Source organism: Bacillus sp. AC266 (assembly GCF_979253805.1).
On the sequence record NZ_CEEDEC010000001.1, the window covers coordinates 616214 to 638786 of the forward strand.

26 protein-coding genes and 3 pseudogenes are annotated in these 22573 nt (G+C 33.7%); 22 read left to right on the plus strand and 7 right to left on the minus strand.

The genetic code is table 11. The features are described from left to right. Positions 1–40: 40 nt before the first annotated feature. Both AC0IXC_RS03175 and AC0IXC_RS03180 read right to left on the minus strand, forming a co-directional pair. Positions 41–312: pseudogene (locus AC0IXC_RS03175) on the minus strand (hypothetical protein). 1 nt (position 313) lies between these two features. Continuing rightward, the gene (locus AC0IXC_RS03180; RefSeq protein WP_193653655.1) at positions 314–955 is read right to left on the minus strand and encodes an HD domain-containing protein; all 642 of its coding nucleotides are present in this window, start codon (positions 953–955) and stop codon (positions 314–316) included. A gap of 105 nt (positions 956–1060) precedes the next feature. Here AC0IXC_RS03180 and AC0IXC_RS03185 point away from each other — a divergent pair, with 105 nt between their 5' ends. The 4 genes from AC0IXC_RS03185 to ppaC all read left to right on the plus strand — a co-directional run bounded on the left by AC0IXC_RS03185 (position 1061) and on the right by ppaC (position 4328). Then, positions 1061–1564 (plus strand): GNAT family N-acetyltransferase, encoded by a 504-nt coding sequence (locus AC0IXC_RS03185; RefSeq protein WP_193653656.1) that lies wholly within the window; start codon positions 1061–1063, stop codon positions 1562–1564. A 255-nt stretch (positions 1565–1819) separates the two neighbouring features. Further along, a complete protein-coding gene (locus AC0IXC_RS03190; protein ID WP_016101259.1) occupies positions 1820–2335 on the plus strand; it encodes a DinB family protein in 516 nt (171 codons plus the stop codon). Positions 2336–2582: 247 nt separating this feature from the next. Then, on the plus strand, positions 2583–3248 hold the full coding sequence (locus AC0IXC_RS03195; protein ID WP_002012991.1) for a lytic polysaccharide monooxygenase: 666 nt from the start codon (positions 2583–2585) through the stop codon (positions 3246–3248). A gap of 150 nt (positions 3249–3398) precedes the next feature. Beyond that, positions 3399–4328 carry a manganese-dependent inorganic pyrophosphatase gene (gene ppaC, locus AC0IXC_RS03200; protein WP_002032629.1) on the plus strand — a complete coding sequence of 310 codons (930 nt, stop codon included), beginning with the start codon at positions 3399–3401 and terminating at the stop codon, positions 4326–4328. Positions 4329–4457: 129 nt separating this feature from the next. Here the strand turns inward: ppaC and AC0IXC_RS03205 are convergent, their stop codons facing one another. Next, the gene (locus AC0IXC_RS03205; RefSeq protein WP_061690278.1) at positions 4458–4646 is read right to left on the minus strand and encodes a DUF4017 family protein; all 189 of its coding nucleotides are present in this window, start codon (positions 4644–4646) and stop codon (positions 4458–4460) included. A gap of 177 nt (positions 4647–4823) precedes the next feature. Between AC0IXC_RS03205 and AC0IXC_RS03210 the strand changes: the two genes are divergently transcribed. The 3 genes from AC0IXC_RS03210 to AC0IXC_RS03220 all read left to right on the plus strand — a co-directional run bounded on the left by AC0IXC_RS03210 (position 4824) and on the right by AC0IXC_RS03220 (position 6820). Next, positions 4824–6032, plus strand: coding sequence for a hypothetical protein (locus tag AC0IXC_RS03210; protein WP_016091538.1), 1209 nt, complete (start codon positions 4824–4826; stop codon positions 6030–6032). Positions 6033–6052: 20 nt separating this feature from the next. Beyond that, complete coding sequence (locus AC0IXC_RS03215) at positions 6053–6502, plus strand: DUF6884 domain-containing protein (protein ID WP_471652570.1); 450 nt, start codon at positions 6053–6055, stop codon at positions 6500–6502. A 132-nt stretch (positions 6503–6634) separates the two neighbouring features. After that, positions 6635–6820, plus strand: coding sequence for a hypothetical protein (locus AC0IXC_RS03220; protein ID WP_002085081.1), 186 nt, complete (start codon positions 6635–6637; stop codon positions 6818–6820). Positions 6821–6871: 51 nt separating this feature from the next. Here the strand turns inward: AC0IXC_RS03220 and AC0IXC_RS03225 are convergent, their stop codons facing one another. The 3 genes from AC0IXC_RS03225 to AC0IXC_RS03235 all read right to left on the minus strand — a co-directional run bounded on the left by AC0IXC_RS03225 (position 6872) and on the right by AC0IXC_RS03235 (position 8571). Further along, the gene (locus AC0IXC_RS03225; protein WP_002142080.1) at positions 6872–7324 is read right to left on the minus strand and encodes a hypothetical protein; all 453 of its coding nucleotides are present in this window, start codon (positions 7322–7324) and stop codon (positions 6872–6874) included. A 137-nt stretch (positions 7325–7461) separates the two neighbouring features. After that, on the minus strand, positions 7462–7818 hold the full coding sequence (locus tag AC0IXC_RS03230; protein WP_471652571.1) for a cytoplasmic protein: 357 nt from the start codon (positions 7816–7818) through the stop codon (positions 7462–7464). A gap of 129 nt (positions 7819–7947) precedes the next feature. Further along, positions 7948–8571 (minus strand): hypothetical protein, encoded by a 624-nt coding sequence (locus AC0IXC_RS03235; protein ID WP_002142078.1) that lies wholly within the window; start codon positions 8569–8571, stop codon positions 7948–7950. Positions 8572–9663: 1092 nt separating this feature from the next. On the opposite strand from AC0IXC_RS03235, the gene recQ reads away from it, so the two are divergent. The 9 genes and pseudogenes from recQ to AC0IXC_RS03280 form a co-directional block, all read left to right on the plus strand. Beyond that, a complete protein-coding gene (recQ, locus tag AC0IXC_RS03240; RefSeq protein WP_002013002.1) occupies positions 9664–11781 on the plus strand; it encodes a DNA helicase RecQ in 2118 nt (705 codons plus the stop codon). A gap of 25 nt (positions 11782–11806) precedes the next feature. Next, the gene (locus AC0IXC_RS03245; RefSeq protein WP_002032638.1) at positions 11807–12190 is read left to right on the plus strand and encodes a gamma-glutamylcyclotransferase family protein; all 384 of its coding nucleotides are present in this window, start codon (positions 11807–11809) and stop codon (positions 12188–12190) included. 180 nt (positions 12191–12370) lie between these two features. Further along, positions 12371–13107: pseudogene (locus AC0IXC_RS03250) on the plus strand (class I SAM-dependent methyltransferase). 117 nt (positions 13108–13224) lie between these two features. Then, positions 13225–15300, plus strand: coding sequence for a HelD family protein (locus AC0IXC_RS03255; RefSeq protein WP_002189855.1), 2076 nt, complete (start codon positions 13225–13227; stop codon positions 15298–15300). Positions 15301–15374: 74 nt separating this feature from the next. Continuing rightward, entirely contained in the window at positions 15375–15707 is a 333-nt protein-coding gene (locus AC0IXC_RS03260; RefSeq protein ID WP_471652572.1) for a DUF952 domain-containing protein, read from the plus strand. Between the two features lie 168 nt (positions 15708–15875). Further along, a complete protein-coding gene (locus AC0IXC_RS03265; protein WP_002013008.1) occupies positions 15876–16223 on the plus strand; it encodes a PadR family transcriptional regulator in 348 nt (115 codons plus the stop codon). After that, positions 16210–17211: an HAAS signaling domain-containing protein gene (locus AC0IXC_RS03270; RefSeq protein ID WP_341085782.1), complete on the plus strand. Its 1002-nt coding sequence runs from the start codon at positions 16210–16212 to the stop codon at positions 17209–17211. The genes AC0IXC_RS03265 and AC0IXC_RS03270 overlap by 14 nt, the downstream gene beginning before the upstream one ends. A 78-nt stretch (positions 17212–17289) precedes the next feature. Then, on the plus strand, positions 17290–17802 hold the full coding sequence (locus AC0IXC_RS03275; protein WP_215589755.1) for a GNAT family N-acetyltransferase: 513 nt from the start codon (positions 17290–17292) through the stop codon (positions 17800–17802). A gap of 154 nt (positions 17803–17956) precedes the next feature. Next, positions 17957–18190: pseudogene (locus AC0IXC_RS03280) on the plus strand (serine hydrolase); the annotation flags it as partial. A gap of 218 nt (positions 18191–18408) precedes the next feature. On the opposite strand, the gene AC0IXC_RS03285 reads toward AC0IXC_RS03280, so the two are convergent. Further along, entirely contained in the window at positions 18409–19155 is a 747-nt protein-coding gene (locus AC0IXC_RS03285) for a collagen-like protein (protein WP_471652573.1), read from the minus strand. Between the two features lie 367 nt (positions 19156–19522). Between AC0IXC_RS03285 and AC0IXC_RS03290 the strand changes: the two genes are divergently transcribed. From AC0IXC_RS03290 to AC0IXC_RS03315, 6 genes are all read left to right on the plus strand, one after another. Further along, complete coding sequence (locus AC0IXC_RS03290) at positions 19523–19939, plus strand: GNAT family N-acetyltransferase (RefSeq protein WP_193653490.1); 417 nt, start codon at positions 19523–19525, stop codon at positions 19937–19939. Between the two features lie 33 nt (positions 19940–19972). Next, positions 19973–20377 carry a GNAT family N-acetyltransferase gene (locus tag AC0IXC_RS03295; RefSeq protein ID WP_060751382.1) on the plus strand — a complete coding sequence of 135 codons (405 nt, stop codon included), beginning with the start codon at positions 19973–19975 and terminating at the stop codon, positions 20375–20377. Positions 20378–20392: 15 nt separating this feature from the next. Beyond that, positions 20393–20746 carry an MmcQ/YjbR family DNA-binding protein gene (locus AC0IXC_RS03300; RefSeq protein WP_000994618.1) on the plus strand — a complete coding sequence of 118 codons (354 nt, stop codon included), beginning with the start codon at positions 20393–20395 and terminating at the stop codon, positions 20744–20746. A gap of 92 nt (positions 20747–20838) precedes the next feature. Beyond that, positions 20839–21225, plus strand: a complete 387-nt coding sequence (locus tag AC0IXC_RS03305; RefSeq protein ID WP_002127740.1) for a ribosomal maturation YjgA family protein — start codon at positions 20839–20841, stop codon at positions 21223–21225. 21 nt (positions 21226–21246) lie between these two features. After that, complete coding sequence (locus tag AC0IXC_RS03310) at positions 21247–21753, plus strand: DNA topology modulation protein (RefSeq protein WP_471652574.1); 507 nt, start codon at positions 21247–21249, stop codon at positions 21751–21753. Positions 21754–21812: 59 nt separating this feature from the next. Further along, entirely contained in the window at positions 21813–22490 is a 678-nt protein-coding gene (locus AC0IXC_RS03315; protein WP_002127738.1) for a formylglycine-generating enzyme family protein, read from the plus strand. The last annotated feature ends 83 nt before the right edge of the window (positions 22491–22573 follow it).

The window sequence follows — 22573 nt, forward strand, 5'->3', positions numbered from 1 at the left end:
TCCTTAAAATATTCTTTTAAGGGGGACTTTCTAGTTTAGTCTAATTTTTTTGAAAGAGTTTCAATTGTTTCATATAGTCGATAGCTTTTGTTTTATTACTCTGTTTAGAAACATAGTGTGCCTCGTTTAAATCTCTATAAAAACTATTAAATATTTCTTCAGAAAGTATGCCGTCAGAGATAGCTTTTTTACTGCACAGTGTGGTTCATTTGTATGCGAACAATTAGAAAATTTACATTTCCGAGATATACCCGCAATATCTTCATATCCAAAATCAAAGTTACCTTTATGTTCTATCAAGTCAAATCCCATTTTAATATTCTATATTTTTATAAATCGATGTCTCTATATTAGGGAGAAGTGTGTATATGCTCTTACCAATTAAAGATTCTAATTCTTTCTTAATTGCATAGAATCCCTTCCAATGGAAAGAAGTATGAGAGGTTGTGCCATGACGTAAACCAACTGAAACCAATCTTTTTTCAAGAGTAGTAAAGCCTTCCGCATCAGCAAGTGCGTCACAAAGGGTAATCACCTTATTGTATAAGTCGTAGTCACTGTTTTCATTCAATATTTCAATTAATCGGCTTTCCATATAATCAGGAACAATGCTCCACTCTGCCGCGATATCTAAATGCTCATTTTTGCAAGGAAATGAATGCGTCACACATATAATGGCGTTTCCTGTATACCCTAAATCATTCATATACATATAACCATCATAGGAATGAATAACAGATTTAGTAAAACCTTTATATCTTCCTATGTCATGTAGGAGGGCAGCGTTGTATGCTATATCAGCATCTAGGTCGTACCCATTATTAATAAGTTCAACAACTATCTTTTCAGTTGCAAGGGCAACATTACGTGAATGATCGAACCACGGACCTGGGTTTTGCTCATATGCCCACTGGAGTAATTCTCTTGCATATTTCCTATCTAATATATACTTCATATAGGTATCCTTTCTCTAAAAAATCATATATTTAATAATTTCATCTTAGTATTTCATTATTCCTGCTTTAAAAATTGTTACAATGAAACAAAAGGGGGAAAAGGAATGCGAAGTATAGTAATAGAAGAAATTAAACGACTTGATGAAGACATTGAAGAGCTTTCTGAACTGTTGAAAACTGTAGTAAATGATGAGGCGTCAATTGGTTTTTTACCTCCACTGGAACAAAAAGAAGCAACAAATTATTGGCAAACTATATTAGCACCAGAAGTGATATTGTATGTTGCTAAAATAAACAATGAAGTGGCAGGGAGTATTCAATTACATTTAGTTACAAAGCCTAATGGGATACATAGAGCTGAAATTTGCAAGTTAATGACTCATCCAAACTTTAGACGTAATGGTATTGGACGTTTACTCATGCAAAAAGCAGAGGAGCGAGCAAAACAAGAAAAACGGTCTCTTTTAGTACTAGATACGAGAGAAGGAGACCCTTCCAATAGATTGTATAAATCATTAGACTATCAAGAAGTTGGAAAAATACCTGAATATGCAATTTCTCCGAATGGTGAGTTAGATGCAACGGTTATTTATTATAAAATGATTTAGTATTTTTATTTAAAAAGAGGGATATTTTCAAACCACGAAGTTGTTATTAGGTCTGAGTATTGATTTATAAAAAGATTGATAAACCCCTGTATAATAGGGGTTTTCTTTTCATTCATTAACTTCATATTGAATGTTCAATTTGAGGGCCAATTTGTATAAGGTTTTAATAGGTTTATAAGAGGTATTATTTAAATAGGAATTTTGAAGTCTTTTGGTGAATATTAAATGTTAATCTAAAAGATGGAGGTTGCTGTGATGTTGAAACTGTTTCAATATAATTGGCAAGTTCGTGATGAGTGGTTTACATTGTGCGAAGACATGCCGGATGAAGAACTATTAAAGAAACGGGTCGGTGGGTTCGGCAGTATACTACATACCCTATTTCACATTGTAGATGTGGAATATATGTGGATCTTAGGTTTGCGAGGTGAGCCAGTTCCTGAGGAGCCATTGTTTGAAGAGTATGCCAGCTTGCAAAAAGTAAAAAATCTCTCAGCTCAATATCACGAGAAAGTGAAGCCATTTGTGACATCTTGGACAAATGAAATGGATTCTCGGAAACTTTCAGAAACTGATTTCAATGAAGAACCGATTAGCTCTAGAGACGCCCCAATCAGGCGCCGAGTCATTGAATGTACACACGGAGAGATAATACGTCATGTCATTGTCCATGAAATCCACCATATCGGCCAGTTATCTATATGGGCACGTGAAATAGGAAAGGAGCCTGTTTCCGCAAATCTGAGAGGAAGAGGGCTATTCGATAACTAGACTACCTTTGCCAATTTCGTAATTTATTTATAAACGAATGGTTTAATTGAGTATATTTAACACCGTCTATATTTTTCTAGCGGTGTTATTTGAATGTATCAATAAACTTTATTTAATATACTAATTGAATTTGAGAAAGTTTTTAGAGGGTTCTTTTAGTAATACTCTTCCACTTATAATGGATGTAGAGAAGATGACTAGGCAACTATAGTTATTTTCATTTCATTTTTGGGAAGGGGATGAAAGAATGAAAAAGACAAGTTTACAAAAGGTAAAGAAGGTTATATTAAGTGGCGGGATATTACTTACGGGGTTATTAACATTTGGATTTTCAGAAAAGGCTTCAGCTCATGGGTATGTAGAATCACCAGCGAGCCGATCTTATTTATGTAAGCAAGGGGTAAATGTAAATTGCGGTCCAGTTCAATATGAACCACAAAGTGTAGAAGGAATAGGGGGTTTTCCGCAATTAGGACCTTCTGATGGACAAATCGCAGGAGCTGGCCATTTTCCTGCTTTAGACGTTCAAGCAGTTGATAGGTGGAAGAAAGTTACGTTAAACGGCGGGATGAATACATTCAAGTGGAAACTAACCGCTCCTCATAGTACGAAAGAATGGAAATACTACATTACAAAGAAGGATTGGAATCCAAATATGCCTTTAACAAGGTCTAGTTTAGATTTAGTGCCGTTCTATGTAAAAAATGATGGCGGAGTTAGACCGGGGACAACAGTAACGCATGAAGCAAATGTACCAACTGACCGTAGTGGCTACCATCTTATTTTAGCTGTTTGGGAGATTGCGGACACTGGAAATGCGTTTTATCAAGTTATTGATGTGAACCTTGTGAATAATGGTTTAAATTCCAATTTTGCTTTTAACAATGTAGTGCAAGTTCCTACACTATTTTAAATTAAATATACATTTTGATCATCTAATTCATTTTAGATGATTTTTTTATGAAAAATATAGAAGAAACTGCAATTATTTATAAAAAAATGTGTCTAAAATATTGTCATATTTGCTTCTTTAAGATATCCTTTTCATGAAGAGGTGGAAAACATGGAAAAAGTACTAGTTTTCGGGCATAAAAACCCAGATACAGATGCAATTTGTTCTGCGATTGCTTATGCAGAATTGAAAAAAGAATTAGGAATGAATGCTGAGCCTGTACGTTTAGGCGAAATCAGTGGTGAAACTCAATTTGCGTTAGACTCTTTTAAAGTAGAAGGACCGCGTTTTGTTGAGACAGTAGCAAACGAAGTGGACAACGTTATTTTAGTTGACCATAACGAGCGTCAACAAAGTGCTAACGATATCGAATCTGTTCGTGTGTTAGAAGTTATTGACCATCACCGTATTGCTAACTTTGAAACAAGCGATCCTATTTACTACCGTTGTGAGCCAGTTGGATGTACAGCTACAATCTTAAACAAAATGTACAAAGAAAATGGCGTTACAATTCGTAAAGAAGTTGCTGGTTTAATGTTATCTGCAATCATTTCAGATTCTTTACTATTCAAATCTCCAACTTGCACAGAACAAGACGTAGCAGCAGCTCGTGAATTAGCGGAAATCGCTGGTGTAGATGCAGATAGCTACGGCTTAGAAATGTTAAAAGCTGGTGCTGATTTAAGCGGAAAAACAATGGAGCAATTAATCTCTCTTGACGCTAAAGAATTCCAAATGGGTAACGCGAAAGTTGAAATCGCACAAGTAAACGCTGTTGATACAAACGACGTTCTTGTACACCAAGCAGAACTTGAAAAAGTTATCACTACAGTAGTAGAAGAAAAAGGTTTGGACCTATTCTTATTCGTTGTAACTGATATCTTAACTAACGATTCTGTTGGTCTTGCGATTGGTAAAGCAACAAACGTTGTTGAGAAAGCTTACAACGTAACATTACAAAACAACACAGCTACTTTAAAAGGTGTTGTATCTCGTAAAAAACAAATCGTTCCTGTACTAACAGAAACATTCCAAGCTTAATATTATTGAGTATGGATAAAAGAAAGGACAAGTAGTCATATTGGCTACTTGTCCTTTTTATTATAAAATTACAGAAGAGCCTATTGGATGGAAATAAAAAAGGATAGCAATAGCTATCCTTCTTATCATTTATTCATAAGATCGTTTCTTATTTATATAAAATGTGATAATAGCAGCAATAATGAAAATAGGTATTGCGTACGCTTGCCCAACAAAGAATTTCCAACCTACAGTATTATAGCCCTCAGATGCTGGAATGATAATTGCGATGATACAAACAATAATATAAGCTAATAATGCTGGGATTATATTTTTCATAATTGTTCACCTCCTTTTAATACCAATGTTATGACTATATTTATATAATACATGATAAGTTTGTATTTGGAAAATTATGTACAAAATATATATTTTTGTAATTATGTAAATGAAATGGTTATTTGAAAATAGGGTAGATGATATATATATAAAGAATGATATAGGGGGATTTGTATAATGGACAATATATTAAATAGAATGAAGCAAGATATAAATATGGAGTTATTGTATAAGCTATGGCCTGATTTTAAGAGGGCTGCTTTTGCATTGTATGATGATGAGTATGTGTATGTATTTCATCATCCATTATTTCTGACAGAGGATGATGATGGGTATACCGTTTTAAATTGGAATGAACAATTTAAAGGAGATACATTCATCATATTCAAAGATTATCCAACTGCCATCGTCAATATGAATAGGTATAGAGATTATGAAAGTTTATTTGCGATTGTAGTGCATGAACTTTTTCATTGTTATCAATATTTGAATGGTGAAAGTAGATTTCCAAATGAATCCCTAGGATTTCAATATCCTATATTAGAAGAAAATATTGAATTACGAAATAAAGAACGAATTTGTTTATATGATGCTGTTCATTGTAAGTCACAAGCTGAGAAGAATAACTATATTAAGCAATTTATTGAACTAAGAGAGCAAAGGGCTAATTTTATGAAAGAAGAGTTTGTAACATACGAGTGTATGGTTGAAAGTATAGAAGGGCCTGCTTGGTATGTTGAAATGAATGCTTACAATACAGTATGTAATAATGATGAAAGTGAAACATTACGAAAATATAGTAGATTAATTTTAGATGCATATGAAGCTAATTGTAACATAAGAAAGAGTTGCTATAGCTCAGGAATGTTTTTATGTTTATTATTAGATGAAATCCTTCCTGAGTGGAAAACGAGCTTCTTTAATAGTGATAAATCGCTATATGCTTTTTTAAAACAAAATATAAATGTGGATTTGGATTTAAACAATGAAATTACAATAAGTAATGAAACAAAGCAAATGATTCATTTTGTTCAAAACGAAAGAGACAAGGATTTTAAAGAATTTAATGAGAAAAAAGGATATCACCTGTATATTATAGGGGATATAAAATTAAATATGTTTAATCCAATGAACGTAAATTTAAAGGGAAATAAAGCATTACATAAAACCTTTGTAAGTGTAAGTATACATAATAAAACATATATGCTAAATCAGCCTGTTTTAGCATCTTTTGAAGAAGATTATAAAAATATGAAACAAGTTCATATCATTATGAATGAAAAACCGGTAGAAAAAAATAATAGTTGGAACGTTGTGGGAATTGGAGACATAGAAGCTGAGTATGAAGAAGTGGAGAATTCTCTATTTTTATATTTAAAAAGTTAGAAGCGAGGTAAGAAATAACAATGAAAAGATTATGCATTATTCCGTGCGGAAAGAAGAAAATTTGGGATAAGTACTCAGATTACGGAGAGGCAGAGGCAAAAGATGTATATATTAGTCCATTCGGAAAAGCATGTCAGGCGTATGCAACTGAGTTTTTCGAGAATTGGGTTATATTATCAGCAAAGCATGGATTTTTAAGACCAAATGATATTGTAAAGGAAAATTATGATCTTGCATTTGATTCAAATAGTAATGAGATTATTAGCATAGAACAATTAAAACAACAGATGATTGATAAAGATTTACTTCAGTTTGAAGAGATCGTCTTACTTGCGGGGAAGAAGCATAAAGAAATAGTGACGAAGTTATATCCAGAAGAAATCATCACATATCCATTAGAAGGGTGTAAAGGAATTGGGTATATGTTGCAGAGATTGAAGGGGGCTGTGGAAGCGCAGAAGGAAGTATAGGGATAAATTAGTAATATAGATTCAAATTATGCCAAATTAATACATTTAAAATAGACTAGTAAACAAGCATTTTTACCTTTTTAAACATAGAATATGATGAATTCTATTTTATATTAGGGGAGAGTCATATTCATGTGTAATAATTGTGGTTGTAGACGCAGAGATTGTAATAGATTTTGGGATGATTTAATGTTTGGAAGATGTAGACGCAGAGATTGTGATGATTGTGGTTGTAGACGTAAACGTGACTGTGATTGTGATGATTGCCGTCGCAATCGTAAACGTGACGACGATGATGATAAATGTCGTAAGTGGTAATATTTTAAAAAGAGTACTTTGAAGTAAGTACTCTTTTTGTGTATAAACCTTTTAAATTCCATCTTGAACAGATTTTTTTTCAATTTCCCATGAATCTTGTTTTATAATCTTTAAAGCTACATTAGTACCATTAGATTCCTTATAAAAGATATATCCGTGGTTTGATTTAACGTAAGTTAAAGGTTCGCCAATGCAATCTTTAGAACAAGATGTGTTGATAAGTTCAATTAAGGATAGTTCGCTAAGATCGGTTTTACTAGCATCTATAAGTGTATCAAGGTTCGTTTTACGAAAACCTTGTAAGTTTACATCGAAATTCTTTTCTATTTCTCCAGTAACGCTAGTATTCATTACTTCAACTGAATTTTTCTTTTCTAGAAGAAAACCATTTCCATAAAGGAATTTTGTATATCCAAGCCAGGCGATTAAAAATAGTATAAAAAACATACCAGTTGTTTTAAGTTTTCGAAGCCGTTTACTTACGATTGATTCTGAATATTTCATTCAGCCTAATCCTCCAATGTTTTTATTTTAAAGTATGCTTGGGTATATATATTTAGAAGGATATGAAAGTTAGAGAGTTACTGATTCAAAAAAAGAAAGCATCTGAAGTTAGGTGCTTTCTTTTTGAATACTGTCCGCTATCTGTTAGTTACTTGTTTCATAAGCGTTCTTATTTCTTTAACAGGTGGTTTTTTATCATAGGCATCAACGTAAGAAAAGTAATAATTTAAGTTTCTAAGAAGTCCCTTTCCTATTTTTGCGCTTAAGAAGGGGAATACTTGTCCAGTATAATCATCGAGAGATTTACAATAGTATTTTTCATCTAAGTATATGCTGTATTTACATGTTAGTTCTACTAATGAGTTACCTTCATCATCAAATACTTCTTTAGAATCAATAACGTCTATTAATGCAAATTTTTCATTCAGATAAACTTTCTTCTTTTTCTCGTACTTATTTGTGAGAATAAATACGAGACCAATTGCGTTAATCAAACTATTTCCTCCTATAAAAAACGGATATTAATAAAATATATCGATATACGTTAAATGTAAAGAGGAGTGGTGAAATATCATTGATAGAAAACTAAATAAGCCGATTTGTTTTTTCAAATCGGCTTATTTTTATTGAAATACTTGCGGAAATTGTTTTACGATTGCGTTTGTTATCATGTCGGCCATTTCTAATGCTTCTTTTTCAATTTTATCGTATAGTTTTACACTGGCATCATAATCTTTATTTAGGAAGGCAAGTGCTTCCGCTTTCGTTAACGCTAAATGCTCATAAAACATTTTTCTAAATTCTTCTTTATCTATATATGGGTTGATACTGTTAAGAAATTCAGTGATTTCATCACCATTAGCGTACCATTTCTTTTCTATAGCGGCCGCTGCGTTTTGATCACCAGCTTTTGCGGCTTTAACAAGATCAGCAGCGATTGTTAAGTGGTCTTTAATTAATGCACTATATTTTTTCACTGCATTTTCTCCGTAGAATGGTTCAAGTGATAGCCCCATGTGTGTTGCATTTTGTAGAAGACGTCCAACGGTAACGTTTACGTCGGGCAAGTTAAAGATGATGCCTATAATGGCTAATCGTGTCCAAGCAACGTGTTGTTCCCATAAAGAACGCATATATCCTTTTAGAAAGTTTTCGTTTTTACTAACTCGGTAATTTCGTACAAATGAATCGAAGTTTCCATTAGTGATATGATAAGGGGAGTAATACGATTGCCAATAAGTATACATAAATAGTTACACTCCTTTGAACATGTATATCTCACAATATGATAAACGTTATTTTTAAGTTACGTGTCCAAGAGTTTTTTTGAGAGTTGGAAAAGGAGAAAGTTGAAGGGGAATAAAAAACACACTTATGATATATATGAATAAAAAGAATTTTAAAATAATAGAGGTCCTGCAAGGGAAATTGCAGGACCTCAAAAGGGTATTGCCGAGATGTCGGACTCGACTACGTAATATTAACATAAAATTCTTTCAAAAAAACCTGGTAAATGTGTCCAAATGAGAAGGGTGCTTTTTAATAAAGTTAAAGGGATCTGCTTCCCGCGGCAGATCCCTTTAACTAGATAATGTAGATGAGCAAAAACTCATCTAGAGTACTTTTATAGTAACAAATGAAATTCACTTTGTGTATTGAGAAAAAATGAATTGCTTGTATGAATGTAGCGGATTTATATTTTGCTTTTTGGAATTATAATCATTTGTGGAGAGCAGAATAGGGTTCTAAAATGGAGAAAAGACTTTTCAGCCAGGCTACGATACATTGCAATATGTAAGTATAAAAAAAGACCTGCTAATTTAAGCAGGTCAACATAAGGGGTTTATCTAACAGATTATTATATATGGTAACAACTGTATTGTAGTAAGTCTATAAGTTATATGTTGAGAAAATTTGTTTGAATGATATATATTTGGCACATGTATTAACGTTTAAAAAGTTGAGAAAGGAAATTCATAAGCTTGCTATAAGAAAATAAGGGCTGATACTTATAAAATGATTCATATTTCCACGCATCATTATTAGAGAATTGGAGTTGTTTATTTGACGCTTTAGGTTTGTTGGAATTATTGTAACGACTCTTCATAATTTAACCTCCTCAAATTCATATGTATACGATTAGTAGTATTCTAGGAAGGTAAATTAAATGAATATTTATTTTGAAATTCTTTCTTTTTGTGTACTAGATTTGTTTTTTTATGTTGGAAAACGTAGGAAGCAAATAGAACTCAAATACTTATAAAATTCAAAGTGGCGAGAATCAGTTTGATGATATAATGGGAATAGATGAAAGATAAAGAAAAGCAGGTGACTCTTTTTTGTTTACAAAAGCACAAGAACTTTTAGCGTCTTATTTCGGTTATTCGTCATTCCGAAGAGGACAAGATGAAACAATTAAAAATGTATTAGATGGGAAAGATACAGTCTGTATTATGCCTACGGGTGGTGGTAAGTCAATTTGTTATCAAATTCCCGCATTAGTATTCGAAGGAACGACATTAGTTATTTCACCTTTGATTTCACTTATGAAAGACCAAGTAGATACATTAGTACAAAACGGTATTTCAGCTACTTATATTAATAGTTCTATTTCTATTACAGAAGCAAATCAACGAATTCAATTAGCGAAACAAGGCCATTATAAGTTACTTTATGTGGCGCCTGAGCGTCTTGATTCAATGGAATTTGTTGATCAACTTATCGATATGAAAATCCCGATGATTGCAATTGATGAGGCGCACTGTATTTCGCAGTGGGGACATGATTTCCGTCCTAGTTATTTACATATACATCGCATATTAGATTATCTTCCAGAAAAGCCGCTCGTATTAGCGTTAACTGCTACGGCAACACCACAAGTTCGTGAAGATATTTGCAACACGCTTGGAATTAATCAAGAAAATACAATTATGACAACGTTTGAGCGCGAGAACTTATCATTCTCTGTCATTAAAGGACAGGATCGTAATGCTTATTTAGCGGATTATATTCGTCAAAATCAGAAGGAATCTGGGATTATATATGCAGCTACAAGAAAAGTTGTCGATCAGTTATATGAAGATTTAGGGAAAGCAGGAGTTTCTGTATCGAAATATCATGCTGGTATGAGCGACCACGATCGAAATGAACAGCAAGAACTCTTTTTACGAGATGAAATAAGTGTTATGGTGGCAACATCTGCATTTGGAATGGGTATAGATAAATCGAATATACGTTACGTTATCCATTATCAACTTCCAAAAAATATGGAAAGTTACTATCAAGAAGCAGGACGTGCTGGTCGTGATGGATTAGATAGTGAATGTATTTTGTTATATTCTTCTCAAGATGTGCAAGTACAACGCTTTTTAATCGATCAATCAACTGGAGAATCACGTTTTTCAAATGAGCTTGAAAAACTCCAAAATATGACCGATTACTGTCATACAGAACAATGTTTACAATCATTTATTTTGCAATACTTCGGAGAAGAGCCGAAGGAAGATTGTGGTCGCTGCGGTAATTGTACGGATGACCGTGAAAGTATCGATGTGACGAGAGAATCCCAAATGGTACTATCTTGTATGATTAGGACGAACCAACGATTCGGAAAGCAAATGATTGCACAAGTATTAACTGGATCTAAAAATAAGAAAGTCATTGAATTTAATTTTCATACTTTGCCAACGTATGGTCTTTTATCAAACCGTAGTGTAAAAGAAGTCAGTGAGTTTATTGAGTTTTTAATTTCAGATGAGTTAATTGCAGTTGAACATGGTACGTATCCAACATTAAAAGTAACGGAAAAAGGAAAAGAAGTATTACTTGGTAAAGAGAATGTTTTACGCAAAGAACGAGTAGAAACGAGACAAATTGTTCAAGATCATCCTTTATTTGAAGTGCTTCGTGAAGTACGTAAAGAAATTGCACAAGGAGAAGGTGTACCGCCGTTCGTTATTTTCTCTGACCAAACGTTAAAAGATATGTGTGCGAAAATGCCACAAAGTGACTCCGAACTCCTAACTGTAAAAGGAATCGGGGAACACAAACTTGTGAAGTACGGGTCTCACTTCTTACAAGCAGTTCAGCACTTTATTGAGGATAACCCAAACTATGCGGAAACAATTAAGACTGAAGTTGTTTCAGAGAGTAAAAAATCAGGAAAAGCGTCAGCGAATTCTCATTTAGAAACGTATGAAATGTATAAACAAGGCATTGATCTAGATGAAATTGCTAAAGAACGTAGCTTATCAAGACAAACAATTGAAAATCATTTAATTCGCTGCTTTGAAGATGGAATGGAAGTAGACTGGAACAGTTTTGTTCCTGCAGAATATGAATCACTGATTGAAACTGCCGTGCAAAATGCAGAGGGTGGTCTGAAATCGATTAAGGACCAACTTCCAAATGAAGTGAGTTACTTTATGATTCGTGCTTATTTACAAATTAGAAAGTAGAGACATATAAAGGGGATAGGGATTTATGCATCACGTTTTCGTGTATGGCACGTTAAGAAAAGAGCAAACGAATGCTCATTTTATGCAAGGTGCAATATGCATCGCAGACGAAGCATGGACGTATGGTAAATTATTTGATACATACGAAGGGTATCCTGCGATGATTTGTTCAAATGAGGACAAAGTATACGGAGAAGTTTATGAAGTAAATGATGATGTTCTGCAAAAGTTAGATGAACTTGAAGAATACACAGGTAATGCAGAGAGTGATTTATATGACCGAATCACCGAAACGATTTATTTAGGTGATAGAGAAATACGTGCATTTGTGTATATTGCTCAAGATAAAGAGATGCTAAAGAAAGTTATCATTTCTGGTGATTGGGTGGAGTATCAACAAGGAAAATAAAAGCAGCTATAGAGCAGATAGTGGAATCGACCATTATCTGCTTTTTATATTGGTACTTTTAAAATTCTTATTATTTTGATAAATTGTAAATATAGAGAAATAAGAATGGTTTTTTTATGGGTGTCAGAAATTTAGTTTCTCACCTGTGGCAGAAAAGTCTAGTGCAGGAGGAGAATAATAATGAACGAATTAAATGTGAAGGAATTTTACCAAAAACAATTCGAACTGTCGAATTACGATATCAATACAGAAAGCTGGTTAGAGCAGGTTGCTAAAGAAGTTCAAGAACAAGTTGGTCATCCATTTCAAACGATGTTAGAACTAGGAGCAGGAAATGGTAGATTTGCAAGGGCGATGTCTAGGTTACAAGTGAAAATGACTACGGTTGAACTTGTACCAGAGTTAGTTATGTTTGCAAAAGAACATTCTACTAATAATATAGATATTCATTGCGCAGATTTTTATAAAATTAACTTTGAAGAAAAGTTTGATGTTGTTAGTTATTTAGACGGTTTTGGTGTAGGAACAGATGATGAGCAATTGATTCTATTAAAACGGATTAAAAATTGAATGAAGGATGTGCACTTATTGATATTTATCAACCATTGTATTGGAAAAAAGTAAGTGGACAAGAAATGTCCTTAAGTGCAGCTATGCGAAAATACGAATATGATAGTATAAATGAAAGAATGTTAGATCATTGGTGGGACCCTAATTATCCAAATGATGTAGTAACACAGTCTTTACGATGTTATACGGTAGATGAGATTAGCAATCTATGTGCTGAAGCTGGTTTAAGTATTATGGGATTCTTCCCTGGGGGAGCATATGATTTTGAAAAACGAAAATATAAAGAATTGGCAACATTAAATGAATGTTTGGCATATCGAATTAAAGTAAGGAAGAGTAGGGATTAATCTCTACTCTTTTTTAATTTAGAAAATTCTTACTAAAACTATTGACTTTATGAATGGATTTTTAATACAATTATATTTCGACTGAAAAAATTGGAACGGACAGGAGGGAATCATCAAATGAACAACATTTTTGACGAAGAGTTACAAAAAATGAAAGATACTTTAAGTACGATGGATGATCAATTAGAACAGCTTGAAAAAATCCCGGTTTATTATGGAGAAGATTTTAAAGAACAAATTCTTGAAAGTATGAGGGAGTCTAATAGACAAAGCTTACGTATTGGTATACATGAGCCGTACTTTGGAAGATTAGATTTTCAGGAGGATGGCAAGGAAGATGTAATGCCGATTTACATCGGTAAAGTAGGTGTTTCAGATAAAGATACGATGAAACCAATTGTAATTGATTGGCGTGCACCTGTCGCAAGTATGTTTTATTCATTTACCGGTGGAGAAGAATTAGCATTTTATCATTCACCAGACGGATTAGTAGAAGGAGATGTTTATTTAAAACGAAACATTTCGATTCGAAAGAGAGAACTAGAACGTGTTGTTGATACATATGTGAAAGGAAATGAAGATGTCTCACATGCTGATGATTTTCTTCTATATCGATTAGGTGAGAATAAAGATAATAAATTGAAAGATATCGTTTCGACTATACAATCGGAGCAAAATGATATTATTCGTGCGGAAAGAAACTTACCGTTATTAATTCAAGGGGTTGCAGGGAGCGGAAAAACAACAATCGCTTTACATCGCCTTGCTTTTTTAATTTATGAATATCGTGAACAACTTGAAGCGGAGAGAATGATCGTATTCGCTCCAAACAGTTTGTTTTTAGACTATATTTCAAGTGTACTTCCTGAGTTAGGGGTAGGAAATATTAGTCAAACAACGTTTCCAGATTGGGCATTACGTACGTTAGATGGTTCGGTGAAACTGAAGCAGACAGAAGAAAAATTGAAAGAAGCTTTCTCAATTAATCGCGATGAAAAAAAGGTTATGCTAGGTAAATTGAAAGGCACGCTGGAATTTAAGTCGTTTATTGAAGAAAGAATGATTCAATTTGAAAAAGATTTAGTGCCAACAAAAGATTTTGAGGCATGGGATAAAGCTGTTATTCCAGTGGAAGACGTTAAAAAATGGATGCAGGTTGAATATAAACACTATCCATTAAAGAAAAGAAGAGAACGTTTAGTCGGCCGTATGAAGCGCTGGATTGAAATTGAGCTTAAAAAGTTTGGAGAAACAAACGAGAAAAAATTACTAAAAAAAGAAGCGACAAAGAGATTGAACACATATATGAATTTTTGGCCGAAAATGAGCCCGCTTTCACTATATAATTCAATGATAAAGAGTAAAGAAATACTCGAAGTATTACCTGAAGAACTTGTTCAAGAAACAGAAAAGAATTGTCGTAAAAAAGAAGTGTATGTAGAAGACTTACCAGCTTTAATTTACATACAACATCGCATAACAGGAATTGAAATTGGACAAAAGTTCCATCACGTCGTTATTGATGAAGCGCAAGATTTCTCGCCATTCCAAGTATATGTATTAAAAGAAATTACACTAGGTAATTCTTTCACTATATTAGGTGATTTATCTCAAGCGATTTATGATTATCAAGGAATTGAAGACTGGGGTGCTTTTAAGGAAGTATTCCAAGAAACAGGTTATTACGAATTGACGAGAAGTTATCGTTCTACAAAAGAAATTATTGAATTCGCAAATGAAATAATTAAAAATGCAGAGATTCCAGTGGGACTGGCAACTCCAGTTTTCCGTAGCGGTGAAGACGTGAAAGTAATTCCGGCAGAGGACCAATTTACTGAAGTTTTAAAGACATTACAGCATTTGCAAACTGAAGATGTGAAAACAATCGCGGTAATTGGAAGAACAGACGATGAATGCCGTGATATATATGAGAAGTTAACAAATGCAGGGTTGACTGTTAATGTCATTGAAGCAGATCAAAGCAAATATGAAGGTGGTATTTCGGTAGTACCTGTATATTTGGCGAAAGGTTTAGAATTTGATGCCGTACTTCTAATCGACGTTGATGAGGAACATTACAAAAATACAAAACATGATGCGAAATTATTGTATGTCGGATGTACGAGATCGCTTCATGATTTATGGATTTTCCATAGTGGGGAAGCGTCGCCATTAATTAAGGGGATAAAATAAATAAAAAAGAGGATTTTCTAGTAATAAACAGAAAAACCTCTTTTTTTCTATATAAGGATATAGGGGGAATGGATATGATTACAAAAGTAATAACAAAAAGAAATTGGGAAATCGCAAAAACAACTAGAGAAATTAATGAAAAATCACTAATAGAAGAGGGATTTATTCATTGTTCATTATTAGACCAAGCTTTAATAGTTGCGGAAACATATTTTAGTCATGAAGAAGATGTTTTATTACTTAAAATTGATCCATCCCTAGTAAAAGCAGAAATAAAATATGAACTTGCTACTAACGGTCAAGAATACCCGCATGTATATGGAGTAATCAATTTTGAGGCAATTGTAGGTGTTGCTCCATTTTTTAAAGAAAAGGGAGATTTTTTATTACCAGAGGGACAAAGTTAAGAGTGTTATAGGTATTTAAGTTAGCTAGAAAAGCGCAAATTATATAGTTTGTGCTTTTTATTGTATATATTTTTTGAAAAATTATTGTTTTTGTCACACTAATACTGTACGATACATAGTATAAAACACATACTGTATGACATATAGTAATGGAAATGAGGTGGGTGAATGGATACTTTATTAAATTCATTAATTACTGAGCTAAGGAGAGGGACATTGACATTAGCGGTTTTAAGTCAACTAAGAACGCCGCAATATGGATATTCGCTTGTCCAATTATTGGAGCAATCAGGAATCATGATAGATCAAAGTACTTTATATCCACTACTTCGCCGATTAGAAAAGCAGGAGCTAGTGACGAGTAGTTGGGATAAAACGGAGAGTAGACCTCGTAAGTACTATGTTTTAAGTGAATATGGATTAAATATATTTTTGCAGTTGAAAAAGGAATGGATAAAGGATTCAAAAGAACTTTATAACTTATTAAAGGAGGAGGACGAGAATGAGTTTGATTGATATGTACGTCCAAGAAGTTGCGAAGAGATTACCTGAAAAAAATCGTGAAGATATTACGCTTGAGCTACGGTCGACAATAGAGGATATGTTATCAGACGATTATAATGAAGATGATGTGAAGATCGTTCTCGAAAAATTGGGGAGCCCGGTTTCATTGGCTAATGGGTATTTGGATAGACCGATGCATTTAATTGGACCACGCTATTTTGATGTATATACGACGCTATTAAAAATGATTATACCAATTGCAGCTGTTATCGCACTCATTGCAATGATTGCAGAAAATTTTATAGGCTATACTGGTGATCAAGCAGTATTAAATGTTATTTTACAATTGATAGGTAAAGGCATTGGGGAAATTGTCGAAGTAGGCCTCCATGTATTTTTCTGGTTGACACTTGTATTTGCTATTTTAGAAAGAACAGATAAAGACAAAGGTACCCAACCGTTGACGACAAGTTTAAAAAAATGGACTCCTGATGATTTGAAAAATATCTCGTATGTTCCAAAGAAAAAGTCGATCTCAAAGTTTGAAGTTTTTGGAGGTTTGATGTGGACAGCAGTTTGGGCTACCCTTTACTTTTATGCGAATCATCTTGTTGGCGTATATAATGGTGCAGCAGATGGACTGAAATTTGTCGCACCAACTTTCAATCAAGATGTTTTACTTCAGTATTGGCCAATCGTTGTAATTATGATTGTTTTCGAGATAGGTATATCTCTTTATAAGTTAGTGCAAGGACAATGGACGACAAGGTTGGCAATTGGGAACGCAATCCTACAGTTAGCTGCAACAATAGTATTCATTGTAATCGTAGTAAATCCTCATTTATTTAACGAAGGATTCATTACGTATGTGGCAAATGTGTTTGCAATTTCTCCAGAGGAATTTAAAACGTGGTTAATTGGTGGAGGGATAATTATCTTCATATTATCTGCGGTACTAAATGCAATTGATGGTTTTCGAAAATCTAGAATTCGGTTGTAAAAATAAGTTTGTATTATTATTAGGTAGATCAGTTGAAAGAAAGGTACAGAGAAAAATCATTATGAAAGGAAGAAAACAATGATAAGGGAAGCAATGAAAGAAGATGTAACATTTATTTTAGATATTTATAATGATGCAATCCTTAATTCAACAGCTGTATATGCGTACAAACCTGTAACCCTTGAAAATAGAATAGATTGGTATGAACAAAAAAAGGCTGATGGCTATCCTATTTTAGTCTACGAGCTAGATAATAAAGTAGTAGGATTTGCGACATTTGGCCCCTTTAGGGCATGGCCTGCCTATAAATATTCAGTTGAACATTCTGTGTATGTTGATAAGGAATATAGAAAAAATGGAATTGGGTCCTCTTTAATAGAAGAATTAATCACAATTGCAAAAGAAAGAGAATATATGACCTTAATTGCTGGAATTGATGCGGAAAATGAAAAAAGCATTGCAATGCATAAAAACTTCGGATTTGTTTATTCGGGAACAATAAAAAAGGCTGGTTATAAGTTCAATGGATGGCTGGATTTAGCTTTTTATCAATTGGAGCTTAACGGACCTGGAAATCCTATCGAAGAATAGATGTATTCGTTATGCGTAATAATTAATTTTAAAAGGTAGTGTGAAGAAATTTCATGCTATCTTTTTCTTATTGTATTCATGATTATCATTTAACAAAAAAGGATTCTTATATTCTATATCGAATTTTGAGAAGATGATAAAACGATATAAGGCAGGTATACCTTATTATCATCTAGCACATATGACAGGCGGATTATCCACGGCTACAATAAATATTGGTATAATAGGAATGTTTCATGAATTTCCGTTTCTTTATGTAATTGGGGGAAAGGATTTACCTAATCGATTTGATAATAAAGAGGTTGATGAAACAATTCTAGAAGCTTTGAAGTGCTTATATAAAGAATATAAGATGACAAGTGAAACAAACGTTGTAACCGATAATTGAATAAAAACGTTATTTTAATAGCAGGGAGGAGAATAGTGCACCTAAAGGAGTATGCCGTTTACAAAGGTGAATCCCTCATATATATCGGGACTATAAGGTAATGCGCTCAGCATATGGGAGTGTCTGGTGATTTCTAACATAAAAAGAGAGCACAAAGGCTCTCCTTAATGGTTTTGTGATCCGCCAGCAAAACGAAAAGCTTCAAGTACTTCAATACATTAGAAATTTTGTGTACATGAAGTACAAGGTCCACCAGTAGGTTGAAATACAACATTGTCAACAAAAGCTGTTGCGCCTTCTCCCCCTGTAGCAGTATTTTGGAAAGAAATACATGCTGTAGTTACAGTAGCAGGTATACACACAACAAGAATATAATGTTGGAAAAGAGATTGTGGTTGATTCATAACTGGTACAATATGTGGAATGTTTAATGGACCAAGAGTTACAGGGGCAGGAGGACATGCTTGCCCAAGTTCTGGGAAAGATACTGAAGCTATAAGAAATGCACCATCCCTTACATCTGCAGCAAAAGAAAACGTATAACAACAACCTGCGTCAACATCAACTGTTTGATTAATACTTCCACCTGGATTAATTGATGCAGCTAAGAGACTAAATGAACCATTTGACAGAAACCGGCCACTATGAACGTTTGGAAACCCTACTTCTGAAACAGAACCTGCTTGATTCCAACCTGGAACTGGATCTCCTACTACTGCCGGCTCGTCAAATCCAGGGTTGTCAAGAATATTATTACATGGACAACATCCTACTGCTGTTGGACCTGTTGGACCTGTTGGACCTGTTGGACCCGTTGGACCCGTTGGACCTGTTGGACCTGTTGGACCTGTTGGACCCGTTGGACCCGTTGGACCTGTTGGACCTGTTGGACCAATTTCAGGTGGAGGTATAGGGGGGCCGAAACATTCGCACGGGATATGAAATTTCTTTTTAAATTTACTCATTTTTACACCATCCTTATCATTCACCCACTTACACTTTATAGTTTATGAATTAGCTAACACGCAGGTATAAGGAAAAAGCCTTTAAAAATAAAAATAAGCATAAGCCCTTATGACACAAATATAAACCCATTCTATAATATATAAGGAACATGGCTTTACTCCAAACAGCACTTATTTTTTGGCCATCTATTTTATTATTAATTGCTAGTTTTGCCGTTATAAGTTATGTGAGAATAGGCTATGTCTCTGTACCAGGCATAATTGGTTTTTCATGCTTTGTTACATATGCTGGATTTATATTCATCAGTATATTAAAGAGAAGAAGTAAAAATTAAATGTAGCTTACTAAGTTGAAAGGAGGAAATATATGAAAAGCATAGAGAACGGTACTCGCACTGAAGGTGAATACATTAAAAATAAAGTAATTCAATATAATATGTCTATCTTAACAGATGAAGTAAAACAGCCCATGGAACAAGTAAGTTTTGTAGTGAAAGATGAGGAAGGAAAAATCTTTGGCGGGGTAACAGGAACGATGTATTTTTATCATCTTCATATAGATTTTTTATGGGTTGATGAATCTGTTCGTCATGATGGTTATGGTAGTCAATTGTTACATAAAATAGAAGAAATTGCGATGGAAAAAGGATGTAGACTCATTTTACTAGATTCATTTAGTTTCCAAGCACCAGATTTTTATAAAAAGCACGGATACCGAGAATATGGTGTTGTTGAAGATCATCCTAAAGGGCATAGTCAACACTTTTTAGAAAAGAGATTATAATAATATTATGTACACTAGTTTAGGGGAGAAAAAATGTACACGTATAAATTACAACATGAACAACCAATCTGTGTAGAAAAAATAAAGAAACTTTACGATTCTGTAGGTTGGTGGCCAGAAAGAAAAGAAGTCGATATTCAAAAAATGTTAAAGAATAGTATAGCAATTGGAGTATGGGAAGAAAACGAATTAATTGGATTTGCTAGAGTTGTTACTGACGGTGTTTTTCGGGCGTATATTGAAGATGTTGTCGTACATGAGAGTGTAAGAAACAAGGGAATTGGTGAGAAGATGCTTACAATGTTACTTCAAGAGGTATCCGATATTGATATTGTTAGTCTATTTTGCGGAGAGAAACTAATAAAGTTCTATGGTGAACAGCAATTTAAAGCGACGAAGCAAATTGTGATGCATCGTAATCAAATAGTAAAAGAATAAGAGGTGCCAATTAGAATGAATGCAACAAGAGCATATTGTTTATCGAAAAGAAAAGCGACAGAAGATTCTCCAGATGGCTGGAGTGCAACATGTATGAGGCTCAATAATAAAATATTTGCGATAGTGAACCATGAAGAAGGGGAAAAAGCTGCGATTACATTAAAATGTGATCCAGAACTCTCTTTACGAATAAGAGAAGATTACCCAGAAACAATAATTCCTGGATATCATATGAATAAAAAGCATTGGAATACAGTGTACATACATAAGGATGTGGGGCAAGAACAAATTAATAAAATGATAGATTGGTCGTATGATTTAGTATTACAATCATTTTCAAAGAAAAAGCAGCAAGAGTTATTGGATTAAATACAAAGTGAAGTCGACTATAAATAGCTAGTAAAATGATTATATTTTACTAGCTATTTGCAGTTTTACATTATATATTAGGGGATTTTGAAATGAATACGAAACGAAATAGATTACTATATGCGGTGTTTACTATAGTTGTTATTATTTTAGGTCTTAGTTCAAGAAAGTTTGCTTTTGCGTTACCAGATTTGTTAAATGAGTACTTAGGTGATGCTTTATGGGCATTAATGATTTTTACTGGATTCGGATTTTTGTTTCCTAAAATAGAAATGAAGAAATTAGCTTTTATTAGTTTGATATTTTGCTACGGGATTGAAATTAGCCAATTGTACCATGCGGAATGGATTGATAGCATTCGCGCAACGACTTTAGGTGGACTCGTATTAGGTTACGGATTTTTATGGAGTGATTTAGTGGCTTACACAATTGGTGTTGGAGTAGGAATGCTTGGTGAGTTTATGCTACGGAAGAAATAAAAGATGTAAAAAGGGGTATTTATGAAAAAAATAATATTAATAGGTGCTGGTGGTTCAGGAAAATCTACATTAGCAAAACAGTTAGGGAATAAATTAAATATTAAGGTGCATCATCTTGATGCACTATTTTGGAAACCAAATTGGGAGGGTGTACCGAAAGAGGAGCAAAGAACGGTTCAAAATGAATTAGTTAAAGGGGAAAAGTGGATTATTGATGGGAATTATGGCGGGACAATGGACATAAGAATTAACGCAGCTGATACAATTATCTTTCTTTATATTCATAGAACAATTTGTGTTTATCGTGCTTTTAAAAGAATTGTGCAATATCGGAATAAAACAAGACCGGATATGGGGGCTGGATGTGAAGAAAGATTTGACTTGCAATTTTTCAAATGGATATGGGAATATCCTAAGTCGAAAAGACCTGCAATTTTAAAAAGACTCGATCAATTCAATAAGGATAAAAGAATTATTATTTTAAAAACACCAAATGAGGTTCAACGATTCATAAAGGAAGTGCAGTAAGTATAAATTGGTGCATTAAAAACATTAAATTATGTTCCATTTTGAATGGAGGAATAATATTGAATGAAATAATTCGCTTGATTGATTCTTATATGGTAAAAATCCCAGCAGGGGAGATAGTTTTAAGAGACGATCGAATTAAAAGAGAATGGAAGGCCCAAATTAAGCCGTTTCTTCTTGCACAATATACTGTAACGATGGAATTATATTATACTGTTATAAATGAATCATCAAATTCTTTTCTAGGCAATCATAAACCCGTTGTTAATACTTCTTGGAATGATGTGATTATATTTTGTAATTTACTTTCAAAAAAAGCGGGATTAAAAGAATATTATTCTATTAGTGATGGCGGTCAAAAGGTTAGTTGTAATGTAGAGTCCAACGGCTACCGATTACCTTCTGAGGGAGAGTGGCAATATGCATGTAAAGCAGGGACTACTGGGTATACATATGGAGAACTTGATAAGATAGCTTGGTATAATAAAAACTCGGATGGGAAAATTCATGAGGTCGGTAAAAAAGAACCGAATGCATGGGGAGTATATGATATGTTAGGGAATGTTTGGGAATGGTGTTATGATTTGTATGATGAAAAGGTATATGGATCGTACCGAATTTTCCGAGGCGGTAGCTGGGCTGAAGAAGCGAGAGGGTGCGGTGCTACCTGTCGCCGTCGTAGTCATCCTACATTTCATATAGATGATCTCGGTTTTAGGCTTGCTAGGTCAATTTAGCAGGAAAATGATACATATAACTCCGTAAAGAGTATGGAAAGTATCCATACTCTTTACAACATAGAAATTTTAAAATTTAAGGA